At 71.9% G+C, this 14,460-nt stretch carries 10 protein-coding genes; 4 read left to right on the top strand and 6 right to left on the bottom strand.

The annotated features are described in order from the left end of the window. From htpG to J3A75_RS01675, 6 genes are all read right to left on the bottom strand, one after another. The gene (htpG, locus tag J3A75_RS01700; RefSeq protein WP_059409830.1) at positions 1 to 1,833 is read right to left on the bottom strand and encodes a molecular chaperone HtpG; all 1,833 of its coding nucleotides are present in this window, start codon (positions 1,831 to 1,833) and stop codon (positions 1 to 3) included. 123 nt (positions 1,834 to 1,956) lie between these two features. Continuing rightward, positions 1,957 to 3,945, bottom strand: a complete 1,989-nt coding sequence (locus J3A75_RS01695; protein ID WP_107645328.1) for a KUP/HAK/KT family potassium transporter — start codon at positions 3,943 to 3,945, stop codon at positions 1,957 to 1,959. A 174-nt stretch (positions 3,946 to 4,119) separates the two neighbouring features. Then, complete coding sequence (gene nadC, locus J3A75_RS01690) at positions 4,120 to 4,992, bottom strand: carboxylating nicotinate-nucleotide diphosphorylase (protein WP_012322353.1); 873 nt, start codon at positions 4,990 to 4,992, stop codon at positions 4,120 to 4,122. Then, positions 4,989 to 6,512 carry an L-aspartate oxidase gene (locus tag J3A75_RS01685; protein ID WP_071000570.1) on the bottom strand — a complete coding sequence of 508 codons (1,524 nt, stop codon included), beginning with the start codon at positions 6,510 to 6,512 and terminating at the stop codon, positions 4,989 to 4,991. Before J3A75_RS01685 ends, nadC begins: the two co-directional genes overlap by 4 nt. Next, complete coding sequence (nadA, locus tag J3A75_RS01680; protein ID WP_071000797.1) at positions 6,509 to 7,525, bottom strand: quinolinate synthase NadA; 1,017 nt, start codon at positions 7,523 to 7,525, stop codon at positions 6,509 to 6,511. Before nadA ends, J3A75_RS01685 begins: the two co-directional genes overlap by 4 nt. 138 nt (positions 7,526 to 7,663) lie before the next feature. Beyond that, entirely contained in the window at positions 7,664 to 8,494 is an 831-nt protein-coding gene (locus J3A75_RS01675; protein ID WP_071000569.1) for an aldo/keto reductase, read from the bottom strand. 300 nt (positions 8,495 to 8,794) lie between these two features. Between J3A75_RS01675 and paoA the strand changes: the two genes are divergently transcribed. From paoA to J3A75_RS01655, 4 genes are all read left to right on the top strand, one after another. Beyond that, positions 8,795 to 9,451: an aldehyde dehydrogenase iron-sulfur subunit PaoA gene (gene paoA / locus J3A75_RS01670; RefSeq protein ID WP_012322349.1), complete on the top strand. Its 657-nt coding sequence runs from the start codon at positions 8,795 to 8,797 to the stop codon at positions 9,449 to 9,451. Positions 9,452 to 9,461: 10 nt separating this feature from the next. Beyond that, positions 9,462 to 10,436, top strand: a complete 975-nt coding sequence (locus J3A75_RS01665; protein WP_058607429.1) for an FAD binding domain-containing protein — start codon at positions 9,462 to 9,464, stop codon at positions 10,434 to 10,436. A 21-nt stretch (positions 10,437 to 10,457) separates the two neighbouring features. Continuing rightward, on the top strand, positions 10,458 to 12,680 hold the full coding sequence (locus J3A75_RS01660) for a xanthine dehydrogenase family protein molybdopterin-binding subunit (RefSeq protein WP_071000568.1): 2,223 nt from the start codon (positions 10,458 to 10,460) through the stop codon (positions 12,678 to 12,680). A gap of 143 nt (positions 12,681 to 12,823) precedes the next feature. Further along, on the top strand, positions 12,824 to 14,365 hold the full coding sequence (locus tag J3A75_RS01655; protein WP_012322346.1) for an acyl-CoA synthetase: 1,542 nt from the start codon (positions 12,824 to 12,826) through the stop codon (positions 14,363 to 14,365). Positions 14,366 to 14,460 lie beyond the last annotated feature (95 nt).

Raw genomic sequence — 14,460 nt, 5'->3', positions numbered from 1 at the left:
CTACGCGCCCCGCGCGGCCGCGAGGGCCGCCGCCACCGTGCGGGCGAAGGCCGCCGGGTCGCGGGGGCTGTCGCCGTCCTGGATGCGGGCGAGGTCGAGGAGCGTGCCGGCGGCCTGCGGCACCTCCGATTCGGGCGCCGCGGCCAGCGCCCGGATCAGCGGGTGGCGCGGGTTGATCTCCAGAACCGGCTGCCCGGCGCCGGCCCGCCCGGCCCGGCGCATGAGCCGCTGCATCTGCAAGTCGGGCCCGCCGCTGCCGGCCGAGAGAACCACGGCCGAATCCACGAGCCGGTCGGTGGTGCGCACGTCCGAGACCTCGGCGCCCAGGGCCGTCTTCACGGCGGCGACGAAGGCGTCGATGCCCTCGGGCGCCTCCGGCTGCTCGCCCTCGAGCGCGAACTTCGAGAGGTCGAGCCCCCCCTTGGTGATCGAGCGGAGCGGCTTCCCGTCGAAGGTGCCGAGCTGATCGGGCCAGAAGGCGTCGACGTGGTCGGAGAGGAGCAGCACCTCGAGGCCGCGGGCCCGGAAGCCCTCCAGTTGCGGCGACGACTTCAGCGCCTCGGCATCGTCGGCGACGAGGTAGTAGATCGCCTCCTGGCCGTCCTTCATGCGGGACACGTAGTCGGGCAGCGAGGTCCAGCCCTCGACCGCCGAGGAGCGGAAGCGCAGGAGCGGCGCGATCTCGCCCCGACGCTCGAAATCCTCGTAGATGCCCTCCTTGAGGACGGGGCCGAAGTTCTCCCAGAAGGACTGGTAGCCCTCCGCGTCCTTGGCGCGGGTGGTGAGTTCGGAGACGACGCGCCCGGTAACCGCGCGGCGGATCCGGGCGAGCGCCGGGGTCGACTGCAGCATCTCGCGGGAGACGTTCAGCGGCAGGTCCTCGGTGTCGACCACGCCCTGGACGAAGCGCAGCCACGGCGGCAGCAGTTCGGCCTCGTCGGTGATGAACATCCGTCGGACATGGAGCCGGACCTTGCTCTGCCGCTCGTTCTCGAGGGCCTGGAACGGCTTCGAGCCGGGGATGAAGAGCAGGGCGGAGAACTCGAGCTGACCCTCGGCGCGCCAGTGAAGCGTCGCCCACGGCTTGTCGAAGTTCATGCCGATGGAGTGGTAGAATTCCTCGTACTGCTCCTCGGTGACCTCGGACTTCGCCTTGCGCCAGAGCGCGGTGCCCTGGTTGGCCGACTCGTCCTTGCCGTCGCGCACGACGGCGATCGGCACGGTGATGAAGTCGGCCCATTTCCGCACCAGATGGTCGAGGCGGTAGGGCTCGAGGTACTCGTCGGCATCCGCCTTGAGGTGCAGGACGATGTCGGTGCCGGGTTCGGCCCGCGTGGCCGGCTCCAGCGTGTAGCTGCCCTGCCCTTCCGAGGCCCAGGTCCAAGCCTCGTCGCTGCCGGCGCGGCGCGACGTGACGGTGACTCGGTCGGCGACCATGAAGGCCGAGTAGAAGCCGACGCCGAACTGGCCGATCAGGCTCGGTCGGTCCTCGGCCTTGGCGGATTCCAGCGTCTGCGAGAAGGCCCGCGTGCCGGAGCGCGCGATGGTCCCGAGGTTGGTGGCGAGATCCTCCTTGGTCATGCCGATGCCGGCGTCCGAAACGGTCAGGGTCCGCGCCTCCTTGTCGGGCGCGATTCGGACCTTGGCCTCCGGCGGCAGGGCGCTCGCCGCCGAGGTCAGCGCCTCGAATCGCCGCCGGTCCATGGCGTCGGCGGCGTTGGCGACGAGTTCGCGCAGGAAGATCTCGCGGTCGGAGTAGAGCGCGTGCACGACGAGGTCGAGGAGGCGACCCACCTCCGCCCCGAACTCGTGCCGCTCGATCGTCTCGCTCACGGGTGATGCCTCCGCTGTGGGGGAAATTGCGGTGGCGATATGCTGGCGAACGGGGCCGTTTTCAATGCGAAAGACGGCCGGCCTCGGCCTCCGCAGCGTGGCCCCCGCGCGCGCCGCGGCCGGTCAGATCTCGATCTCGGTGCCCACCTCCACGATCTGCCGGGTCGGCAGGCCGAAATGGGCGCCGGTGCGCTCGGCGTTCCGCTTCATGAAGGCGAACAGGCCCTCCCGCCACGGCGCCATGCCGGGATGGGTCGGCGACGGGATCACCACCTCGTGGCCGACGAAGTAGGTCATGTCCTCGAGATATTCCGGCGGCAGCAGCCCGCTCGCCACCGCGCATTGCAGCCCCTCGGGGATCGAGGCAATCTGCATGAAGCCGTAGCGCAGCACGACGCGCTCCATGCCCGGCGTGTACTCGGAGATCGCCCTGCGGATCCCCTGCGCCACCAGGGTGACCTGCGCCCGCTCGCTCGCCGGGATCACCGGCTCCTCCTCGTAGATGACGGTGATCAGCAGGATCCGCTCATGCAGGCAGCGGCTGCGCTCCAGCAGGCGGCCCAGCGCCATCGGGATGCCCTCGGTGGCGGCGGTCAGGAAGGCCGCGGTTCCGGGCAGCGTCACCGGCGGGTGCGAGCTGAGGCTGGACAGGAAGGCCGCCTCGGACATGCGCATGGTCTGCCGGACCGACTCGAGGACGAGGTTGCCCTTCATCCAGGTCAGCATCAGGAAGGCGACCGCGGCGGCGAGCAGCAGCGGAAACCAGCCGCCCTCGAACAGCTTCACGCTGTTGGCGGAGAAGAACACGAGGTCGATGCCGAGGAAGAAGCCGTTGACCGCGAGGACCAGGACCGGGTTGTAGCCCCAGCGGAGCGCGATCAGCGCGGCGAGCAGCGTGGTGATGCCCATGAGTGCCGAGACCGCGATGCCGTAGGCGCCGGCGAGCGCGTCGGAGGAGCCGAACACCACCACGGCCGTCAGGGTCGCCGCGGCGAGCAGCCAGTTCACCGCCGGCACGTAGATCTGGCCGCGCTCGTCCTCGTCGGTGTGCACCACCCGCATCATCGGCATGAAGCCGAGCTGGATCGACTGCTGGGTGAGCGAGTAGACGCCCGAGATCACCGCCTGCGAGGCGATGACGGTCGCCATCGTGGCGAGCGCCACCAGAGGGTAATGCGCCCAGTCCGGCGCGAGCCGGTAGAACGGATTCTCGATCGCGCTCGGGTCGGCGATGATCAGCGCGCCCTGCCCGCAATAGTGGATCAGCAGCGCCGGCAGGACGAGGCCGAACCACGCGATCCGGATCGCCGGGGCGCCGAAATGGCCGAGATCGGCGTACATCGCCTCGCCGCCGGTCACCGCCAGGAACGCCGCGCCCAGCATCAGGAAGCTGACGTGCCAGCCGGCATGGATCAGGAAGTCCACCGCCCGGAACGGGTTGGCCGCCGACAGGATCTCCGGCGCGCGCAGGATGCTCGGGAGAGCGAGCAGGACCAGGACGACGAACCAGACGAGCATGACGGGTCCGAAGACCCGGCCGATGGCGGCCACGCCCTTGTGCTGGACGAGGAACAGCCCGACCAGGATCACCAGGGTGATCGGCACGACGTACGGGCCGAGTGACGGCGCGTCGACCTTCAGCCCCTCGATCGCCGACAGGACCGAGATCGCCGGCGTGATCGCGCCGTCGCCGTAGAGCAGGGCCGCGCCCACCAGCCCGACCACCAGGAGCAGCGCCTTCCACGTGCCCGGCCGGGCCTGACGGGCGCCGAGCAGCGCCAGCATGGCGACGATGCCGCCCTCGCCGCGGTTGTCGGCCCGCAGGATCAGCACCGCGTATTTCAGCGACACGATCAGGATCAGCGCCCACAGGATCAGCGACACCGCGCCCGTGGCGGCTGCCGGCACCGAGGCGCCGCCCGCGGTCGCCGCCTTCACCGCCTCCTTGAACGCGTAGAGCGGGCTCGTGCCGATGTCGCCGTACACGACGCCCAGCGCGCCCAGCATGAGCGCGGCGCCCGGCCCGTGGCGGGTCGCGCCGGGCTTGCGCGCCACCGGCGCCGCCGGAAGATCGACCGCCTGGGCAGCCGCGGAAGGCAGAGCTTGGCTCACGGTCGGGTCCGGTCGATGGCGTCGCTGTGGGGCGAAATCTTAGCGAGTCGCGCGTTCGGCGATAGACTCGGCAGATCTCGCGAGCGACCGCGACGAACACTCGTCACCCGAACGTGATGACAGTCGAAGGCCCGCGGCGGCCCCGCCGCGCCGGTGGCGAGCGGGGCCCGCCGATCAGGCGGCGTCGAGCCCCAGGTCGATGATCGCTGCCGAATGGGTGATCCAGCCGCAGGAGATCAGGTCGACGCCCGAGGCTGCGACGGCGCCCACCGTCTCGCGGGTGATCCGGCCCGACGCCTCGGCGAGGGCGCGACCGTCGATCATCGCCACCGCGCGGGTGAGCCGGTCCGGCCCCATATTGTCGAGGAGCACCGCGTCGACCCCGACCGAGAGGGCCTCCTCCAGCTGCTCCAGGCTGTCGACCTCGCACTCGATCTTCACCAGGTGGCCGGCCCGGGACCGGGCGCGCTCGATCGCCGGGACGATGCCGCCGGCCACCGCCACGTGGTTGTCCTTGATCAGCACCGCGTCGTCGAGGCCGAAGCGGTGGTTCGAGCCGCCGCCGGCGCGGACCGCGTGCTTCTCCAGGGCGCGCAGGCCCGGCGTGGTCTTGCGGGTGCAGACGATCGAGGCCTTGCCGTGCGGGCGCGCGGCCTCGACGAGGCCGTGGGTCGCGGTGGCCACGCCCGACATCCGGCAGAGCAGGTTCAGCGCCACGCGCTCGGCCGTGAGGATCGCCCGCGCCGGGCCTTCGAGACGCAGCACCACGTCGCCCGGCGCCACGCGGGCGCCGTCGCCGCGCTCGACCGTGACGGTGACGGCCGGGTCCACCAGCGCGAAGGCGATGGCGGCGGCGTCGGTGCCCGAGATGACGCCGTCCTGCCGCGAGGCGATCACGCCGCGCATCCGCTCGCCCGGCGGGACGATGGCGTCGGTGGTGATGTCGCCGGCCCGGCCGAGATCCTCCAGCAGGGCGGCGCGCACCACGGGCTCCACGAGGAGCCGCGGCAGGGGAAGGATCTCTTCGGAGAGAACCGACTGAATCATGGCGTCAGCACCTCCTCGGTGGACGGAGCCGCGCGGGGCGCGGCGATCGCGTCAAACAGCGTCGCTTCGGTGTGCGCGGCCGGAGCGAGGTGGGGGAAGTCGCTGCGCCAGTGGGCGCCGCGGCTCTCCCGGCGGGCGAGCGCGCCGCGGGCGATGAGCAGTGCGACGAGGGCGGCGTCGCAGGTCTCCGCCCCGGGCTCCAGGACGGCGACGGCCTCGGCGAGCCCCCCGGCGTCGCGCACGACGCCGACTCTGCTCTCCATCAGCGCGCGGATCGCCGGCAGATCGCCGGCGGCGCGCGCGGACACGGCCTCCGGCACGATGGCGGCGGGCGGCGGCGCGTCGAGACCGTCGGCGATGAAGCGCGCGTAGGCCAAGCCCTCCAGCAGGGAGTTGCTGGCGAGCCGGTTGGCGCCGTGGAGGCCCGTGGAGGAGACCTCGCCGCAGGCGTAGAGGCCCGGCACCGAGGTGGCGCCGTGGGCGTCCACCTTCACGCCGCCCATGTGGTAGTGCGCGGCCGGACGGACGGGAATCGCCTGCACGGCCGGGTCGATGCCGGCGGCGGCGCAGAGCCCCGCCACCGTCGGGAAGCGCGTCGGCATCGCGGCCCCGAGTGCGCCCCGGGCGTCGAGGTACACCGTGCGGCCCCGCTGCAGCGCCTGGAAGATGCCGCGGGCGACCACGTCGCGGGGGGCGAGGTCGCCGCCCGCGATGCCGGCCATCACGGCCGCGCCGGTCTCGTCGATGAGGCGGGCACCCTCGCCGCGCAGGGCCTCGGTGGCGAGCGGCATCGGGTCGGCGCCGGCCGCGATGGCGGTCGGGTGGAACTGGACGAACTCCATGTCGCGCATCACCGCGCCGGCCCGGGCGGCGAGCGCCAGCCCGCGGCCGACGGCGCCCGGCGGGTTCGTCGTCGCGGCATAGAGCGCGCCGACGCCGCCGGTGGCGAGCACCACGGCGCGGGCCGGGATGCGGAACAGCGCGCCGTCGCGCTCGGCGACAACGCCCGCCACCGCCCCATTCGTGTCCCGCAGGAGATCGCACGCTCGCGCGGTGACGATCTCGACGGAGGGCGCCTCCAGCACGGCCCGCACCAGCCCTTCGAGGACGCGGGCGCCGGTGGCGTCGCCGCCGGAGCGGACGATGCGGCGGCGGCCGTGCGCCGCCTCGAGCCCGAGGGCCAGCGCGGCGTCGTCGGTGCGGTCGAACGGGACGCCGATCCGCACCAGCCAGTCGATCAGCGCGGGCCCCTCCCCGGCGACCCGCAGCGCCACGTCGGGCTCGGTCAGCCCGGCGCCGGCGGCCTCCGTGTCGGCGGCGTGGAGCGCCGCCGCGTCGTCGGCGCCGACCGCGGCGGCGATGCCGCCCTGGGCCCACCCGGTGGCGGTGCCGAGGCCGAGCGCCGACGCGGTGACCAGCGTGACCGGGCGGGGCGCGAGGCGCAGCGCGACGCTGAGGCCCGCGACCCCGCCGCCGACCACGACCACGCGGTCGGCGTTGTTGGGAGAGACGGCGTTCATCGCGTGCGCACCTGGAGCATGCGCTCCACCGCGGCCCGGGCGCGGTCGGCCAGCGCCGGATCGACCGTGACCTCGTGGGTCATCGTCTCGAGCGACCGCCGGATGTTGCGCAGGCTCATCCGCTTCATGTGCGGGCACATGTTGCAGGGCTTGATGAATTCGATGTCCGGGTTCTGCGCCGCGATGTTGTCGGCCATCGAGCACTCGGTGACGAGCACCACCTGCTTCGGCCGCTTCTCGACGACGAAGTCCATCATCATCGCGGTGGAGCCGGAGAAGTCCGACTCGGCCACCACCTCCGGCGGGCATTCCGGGTGCGCGATCACCGTGATGCCGGGATAGCTGTCGCGGACGTCGCGGATGTCGGCCGGGGTGAAGCGCTCGTGCACCTCGCAGTGGCCCGCCCAGGTGAGGATCTCGACCTCCGGGATCTCGGCCTGGACGTTCTGCGCGAGGAACTCGTCGGGGATCATCAGAACGCGGGGGGCGTTCAGCGACTTCACCACCGCGACGGCGTTGCCGGAGGTGCAGCACAGGTCGGACTCGGCCTTAACGGCCGCCGAGGTGTTCACGTAGGTCACGATCGGCACGCCCGGGTACTTGGCGCGCAGACCGCGCACGTCCGCGGCGGTGATCGAATCGGCCAGGGAGCAGCCGGCGCCCATGTCGGGGATCAGCACCGTCTTGCTCGGGTTCAGGAGCTTGGCGGTCTCGGCCATGAAGTGGACGCCCGCCAGCACGATCACGTCGGCGTCGACGTTCACGGCCTCGCGGGCCAGCGCGAGGCTGTCGCCGACGATGTCGGCCACCGTGTGGAAGATCTCCGGCGCCTGATAGTTGTGCGCCAGGATGACGGCGTTGCGCTCGCGCTTCAGGCGCAGGATCGCCTCGATGTCGGGGGCGAGCGCCGGCCACTCGATCGCGGGGACGTGCCGGCTGACGCGGGCGTAGAGATCCGGAAGGGGCAGCCCCGGGATCGTCGTGCGGGAGTCGGGTGCAACGGTCGCCGCCATGGCGTCCTCCATTATGCTCAGTTTGAGCATTGCGCCGTCTAACTTATGGGGGCCGCGCGCGCCTGTCCAGATATGCTAGCTGTGAGCATAAATCTTTTGCGGTGCGATGTTACGCTGCGCCGCCGAAGGCCGAAGCGATCAGCAGAAGGTCGCCGGGTCCGGCCCGATGCGGCCGTCCGGCCTGTCGAGACCGGCGATCCGCGCCATCTCGTCGGCGCCGAGCTCAAAATCGAACAGCGCGATGTTCTCGGCGATGCGTCGCGGGGTAGCGGTCTTCGGGATCGCCACGCAGCCGATCTGGATCTGCCAGCGCAGCACCACCTGAGCGGGCGTCTTCCCGTGCGCCTTCGCGATCGCGAGAATGACCGGGTCGTTCAGCTCCTTGCCCCTGCCCAGCGGGCTCCATGACTCGGTCACGATACCGTGACGGGCGTCCTCAACGCGCGGCTCCTCGCGCTGGAAATAGGGGTGCAGCTCGATCTGATTGACGGCCGGAGCCACGCCGGTCTCGCCGATCAGGGTGGCGAGATGCTCGGGCGTGAAGTTCGACACGCCGATGGACTTCGTGCGGCCCTCCTTCCGGAGTTCGATCAGCGTCTTCCAGGTCTCGACGAACAGGCGCCGCTGCGGACACGGCCAATGAATCAGGTACAGGTCGACATATGGGAGACCGAGCTGCCGCAGGCTCTCGTCGAAGGCGCGGCGTGCCTCGTCCCGGCCCTGGCGGTCGTTCCAGAGCTTCGTGGTGAGGAAAATCTCCGCGCGGGGGATCCCCGCGTCCCGGATGCCGCGCCCGACGCCCCCCTCGTTGCCGTACGCGGCGGCCGTGTCGATCAGCCGATAGCCGGCGCGGAGGGCTTGGCCGACCAGGTCCGGAGCCTGCGCGTCCGAGAGCTGCCAGCAGCCGTAGCCGATCTTCGGGATGCGGCGCCCGTCGTTCAGCGCGAGGGTCGGGGCGGTTGCGGCCATGCGGCGTGTCTCCGGTGACGGCTGTCGCTCAACCCAAACGGCGTCGGCGCAACACGTTCCGAAGCGGCACGCCGAAGCGGCACGTCGCTGCGAGCGGAGCGGAGCAATCCAGCGCGGCGCGATGCCTGCGCAGCGTGTCCTGCCCCGGGTGGGTTTGCTCCGCTCCCGATGACGGGACGCTATCCGCCCGCGCTGAACGGGCGCAGTCTGGACCGGATCTAATCGAGGCGGATGCACGTTGGCGCACCAGATTCCAAGCTGCGCGGCGTCCCACGCGCGGTGCACGGGCGGGATGGCAGCATGACAGACGCGACTCCGACGAAGCCGCTCGCCCTGACGCGGCGGGCCGTGGTGGAGGGCTGCGCCGTGGCCGGCGCTCTGGGCGCCCTCGGCTTCCGCCCCGCGCCCGCAGTGGCGGCGTCGGCGCCGGGCGATCCGGCTCCGCAGACCATGCCGGTGCGGCTCACCGTCAACGGCCAGTCGCACGATCTCGTCCTGGACACCCGCACCACGCTCCTCGATGCCCTGCGCGAGCACTTGGCCCTCACCGGAACGAAGAAGGGCTGCGACCACGGCCAGTGCGGGGCCTGCACGGTCCTGGTCGACGGCCGGCGCATCAATTCCTGCCTGACGCTCGCGGCGATGCACGAGGGCGACTCGGTCACCACGATCGAGGGCTTGGCGGACGGTGACAAGCTCCACCCGATGCAGGCGGCGTTCCTGGAGCACGACGGCTTCCAGTGCGGCTACTGCACGCCGGGCCAGATCTGCTCGTCGGTCGGCATGCTGAGCGAGGCGAAGGCGGGGTGGCCGAGCCACGTCACAGAGGATGTCGCGTCCACGCCGACCCTCAGCGACGCGGAGATCCGCGAGCGGATGAGCGGCAACATCTGCCGCTGCAGCGCCTACCCGAACATCGTCGCGGCGATCCGCGACACCGCCGCCAGCAACCTCTGAGGAGGCGCAGATGAAGGCCTTCGCCTACGAGCGCCCCGCCACCGTGCAGGACGCCGCCAAGCTCGCGGCCGAGCGGCCGAACGCCAAGTTCATCGCCGGCGGCACCAACCTCCTCGACCTGATGAAGCTGCAGGTCGAGACGCCCGCCACCCTGATCGACGTCAACCGGCTGCCCTTGGACAAGGTCGAGGCCACGCAGGACGGCGGCCTGCGCGTCGGCGCGCTGGTGCGCAACGCCGACCTCGCCGCCGACCCGCGGGTCCGGAAGGACTACGCCGTGCTGGCGAAGGCGCTGCTCGCCGGTGCGTCGGGCCAGTTGCGCAACAAGGCGACCACGGCCGGCAACCTGCTCCAGCGGACGCGGTGCTACTATTTCTATGACACGGCGATGCCCTGCAACAAGCGCGAGCCCGGCTCGGGGTGCTCGGCGATCGGCGGGTTTAACCGCATCATGGCGGTGGTCGGGGCGAGCGAGGCCTGCATCGCCACCAACCCGTCCGACATGAACGTCGCCCTGCGCGCCCTCGACGCGACGGTCGAGACCGTGAACCCCGACGGGCAGGCGCGCAGCATCCCGATCGCCGATTTCCACCGGCTGCCGGGCGACACGCCGCAGATCGAGACCGATCTGCGCAAAGGCGAGATCATCACGGCCGTGACGCTGCCGAAGCCGGTGGCCGGCACGCACATCTACCGGAAGGTCCGCGACCGCGCATCCTACGCCTTCGCGACCGTGTCGGTGGCCGCCGTGATCGCGGGCGCCGAGGGCGGCAAGCCGCAGGCCGCGCGCCTCGCCTTCGGCGGCCTGGCCCACAAGCCCTGGCGGGTGGCCGAGGCCGAGACGGCCCTGGTGCAGACCGGCTCGGCGGATGCCGCCGCCGACGCGGTGCTCAAGGGCGCCCGCGGCTACGGCAGCAACGACTTCAAGATCCCGCTGACCCGCCGGACCCTGCGCGCCGTCGTGGCGCAGGCGACGCGCGCGTAGCCCTCGCTCAAGGACCGTCCCATGGAGATGAACCAGCCGATCGGCCGGACGCCCCTCGACGACCGGCCTGACGGCCTCGTCGGCAAGCCGCTCGACCGCGTGGAGGGCAAGCTCAAGGTGACGGGCCACGCGCCCTACGCCTACGAGACCCGGGCCCTGGCGAATCCGGCCTACGGGTTCATCGTGCCGGCCACGATCGCGGCCGGCACGATCCGGTCGATCGACGCGGAGGCCGCCCGCAGGGCGCCGGGCGCGATCCTGGTTATGACCCACGAGAACGTGCCCGAGCAGGGCGAGAAGAAGGAGCAGGTCTGGCCCCAGCTCCAGGGAACCGAGGTCAAGTTCTACGGGCAGCCGGTCGCCTTCGTGGTCGCCGAGACCTTCGAGCAGGCCCGCGCCGCCGCCATGCTGGTCAAGGTCCGCTACGACGCGGCCAAGCCCAAGGGTCTGCTCAAGGACAGCCTGGCGGCGGCCTACGAGCCGAAGCCGGTCAACTCGCCGCCGGATTCGAAGCTCGGCGACTTCGACGCCGCCTTCGCGGCCGCGCCGGTAAAGCTCGACGTCGAGTACGTCACACCGAACCAGATCCACGTGCAGATGGAGCCGCACGCCACCATCGCGTCCTGGGAGGGCGACGGGGTGGTGCTCCACACGGCCAACCAGATGCCGAACCGGGGTCAGAAATCCCTCGGTTCGGTCCTCAAGCTGCCGCCCGAGAAGATCCGGATCGTCAGCCCCTACATCGGCGGCGGCTTCGGCTCGAAGCTGCAGGTCCAGCCGGAGGCGACGCTCGCGATCCTGGCCTCGAAGGTGATCCAGCGCCCCGTGAAGGTCGCGCTCACCCGGCAGCAGGAATTCCACGTCGCGACCCACCGGACCGACACGATCCAGCGGATCCGCCTGGGCGCCGACCGGGACGGCCGCCTCTCGGCGATCAGCCACGAATCGTGGTCCGACACCGCCGAGGGCGACGGGTTCTTCGAGACCTCGGCCAACGTCACCCGGTCGCTCTACGCCGCGCAGAACCGCGTGACGCGCCATCGGCTGGTGAACCTCAACATGCCGATCGCCTCGGCGATGCGGGCGCCCGGCGAGGCCGTCGGCCAGCTCGCCTTCGAGTGCGCCATGGACGAGCTCGCCGAGCAGCTGAAGATCGACCCGATCGAGCTCCGGGTGCGCAACGAGCCGGCCGAGGATCCCGAGAAGAAGGTCCCGTTCTCGACCCGCAAGCTCGTGCCCTGCATGCGCGAGGGCGCGCGTCTGTTCGGCTGGGACAAGAGGCAGGCGGCGGGTTCCCGGCGCGAGGGCAACTGGCTCGTCGGCATGGGCATGTCGGCGGCCGCGCGCCTCAACCCGCTGATGCCGTCCTCCGCGAAGGTCCGGCTCGGACCGGACGGCGTGCTCGTGGTGCGGATGGCGATGACCGATCCCGGCACCGGCACCTACACGATCCTCACTCAGATCGCCGGCGAGATGCTGGGGCTGCCGCCCGAGCGCGTGCGGGTCGAGATGGGCGACACCGACTTCCCGTTCGCGGCCGGCTCGGGCGGATCCTTCGGCGCCGGCTCGGCGGGCTCGGCGCTCTACGTCGCCTGCGACAACCTCCGGCAGGCCCTGCTCAAGGCCGGCGACCTCAACCCGGACGGTGCCACGTTCCGCGACGGCGCCGTGACGTCCGGCAACCGCACCGAGTCGCTCACCGACCTCGCCAAGACCGGGCTGGAGGCCTCCGGCGAGATCAAGCCCGGCGAGATGAAGCAGAAGTTCTCGCAGTACTCGTACGGGGCGCACTTCGCCGAGGTCGGCGTCGACGTCGACACCGGCGAGATCCGGCTGCGGCGGATGCTCGGCGTCTTCACCGGCGGCCGCATCCTCAACGCCAAGACCGCGCGCAGTCAGGCGATCGGCGGCATGACCTTCGGCGTCGGCGCGGCGCTGATGGAGGATGCGGTGGTCGATCCGCGCTACAGCTACTTCGTCAACCACGACATGGCCGAGTACCACGTGCCGGTCCACGCCGACCTCCCGGAGATCGACGCGGTGTTCCTGCCGGAGCTCGACGACAAGGCGAACCCGCTGAAGAGCAAGGGGCTCGGCGAGCTCGGCATCTGCGGCGCCGGCGCCTCGCTCGCCAACGCGATCTACAACGCCACCGGGATCCGGGTCCGGGACTACCCGATGACCCTCGACAAGATGCTCAGGGGCTTCGAGGAGCAGGAGGGCCAGACCCAGCGGCGGACGTGAGGGCCTGGTTCCACTGACGCTGCGCGCCCCCCGGCGTCGCGGTCGCCGGCGGGCCTCGCGCCGTGCGCGGCGGCGGCCCCTGTTGACGCAGGCGCGCCCAGGCGGGACACCCGGCGAAAAGCCCGCCCGCGGGGGAGCGCCCGGTGTCCGACAGCCAGCACGATGATCGCCGTCCGCCGGCCCGCTTCAACGCAGCGCGGTACTGCCTCGCCGAGAACGCGCGCCTGCGCCCCGACAAGACCGCCCTGGTGATGGTCGGCGACGGCACCGCGGACCGCCTCAGCTTCGGCGCGGTCGAGCGCGCGGTGCGCGGCATCGCGGCGGGCCTTCTCGGCCTCGGCCTGAAGCCCGGCGACCGGGTGATGATCCGCATGGGCAACGAGGCCGACTACGTCCTCGTCTATTTCGGCGCCCTGGCGGCCGGCCTCGTGGCGCTGCCCTCCTCGCCGCAGCTCACGGAGGGCGAGGCCGCCTTCCTGATGGAGAATTCCGGCGCCGCCGCCGTGGTCGTCGGGAGCGGCTGCACGGTCGCGCCCGAGGCTCTGGGCGGGCGCCTTCTGCTCGACGCCGCGGCGGTCGCCGCCCTGAAGGCGGGCCCGCCCCTGCCCGACTACGCCGACACCGCCGCCGACGACCCGGCGATGCTGATCTACACCTCCGGCACGACGAGCCGGCCGAAGGGCGTGCTGCACGCCCACCGCGCCGCCTACGGCCGCCGCCCGATGCTCGACCACTGGCTCGGGCTCACCGAGTCCGACGTGATGCTCCACGCCGGCACCATGAACTGGACCTACACGCTGGGCGTCGGCCTGAGCGATCCCTGGTCGGTCGGCGCGACCGCGGTGCTCTACAACGGCCCGCGCGATCCCGGGGTGTGGCCGCGCCTGATCGCCGCCTACGGCGCGACCCTGTTCGCCGCCGTCCCGACGCTCTACCGCCAGATCCTCAAGTACGGCGACCTCGGCGCCCACGACCTGTCGAGCCTGCGCCACGGCTGCACGGCCGGCGAGCCCCTCGCGGTGGAGCTTCTGGAGGCCTGGGGTCAGGCCACCGGCAAGCCCCTCTACGAGGCACTCGGGATGAGCGAGATCTCGACCTACATCTCCAGCGGCCCGACCATCCCGGTGCGCCCCGGCTCGCCCGGTAAGCCGCAGCCGGGCCGGCGCGTGGCGATCCTGCCCGTCGCGGGCGAGCCCGTGCCGCTTCCCGCCGGCGAGAGCGGGCTCCTCGCCGTCCACCGGACCGAGCCGGCGCTGATGCTCGGCTACTGGAACCGGCCGGAAGAAGAGGCCGAGGTCATGCGCGGCGACTGGTTCGTCGGCGGCGACCTCGCCCGTCTCGACGCCGACGGCTACCTGTGGTTCGAGGGCCGCAACAACGACCTGATGAAGGCGATGGGCTACCGGGTCTCGCCCAACGAGGTGGAGGCGGTGCTGTCGACCCACCCGTCCGTGGCGGAGGTGGGCGTCGCCGAGCTGCCGGTGCGTGCGGACGTCTCGGTCATCTGCGGCTTCGTGGTACTCCAGCCGGGCGTCGAGCCCGACGCGGAGGGCCTGCTCGCGTGGTGTGCCGAGCGGCTCGCCGCCTACAAGCGCCCGCGCGAGATCCGCTTCCTGGATGCCCTGCCGCGCACCGCGAACGGCAAGGTTCAGCGGAAGCGGCTGGCCGAGGCGGTGGCGGGCTGAAGCAGGCTCGAACGCCATCCGGACGGGAGGCGGGTCCCCGCTCCCGCACGGGATAAGGGGCCGGTCGCTCGCGGTCATCCACGGCATTGGCCGGG

The organism is Methylobacterium sp. PvP105 (assembly GCF_017876975.1).
Classification (GTDB): Bacteria; Pseudomonadota; Alphaproteobacteria; order Rhizobiales; family Beijerinckiaceae; genus Methylobacterium; species Methylobacterium radiotolerans.
The sequence above is the reverse complement of the archived record's forward strand: the minus strand, read 5'-3'. Positions and strand labels throughout refer to the sequence as shown.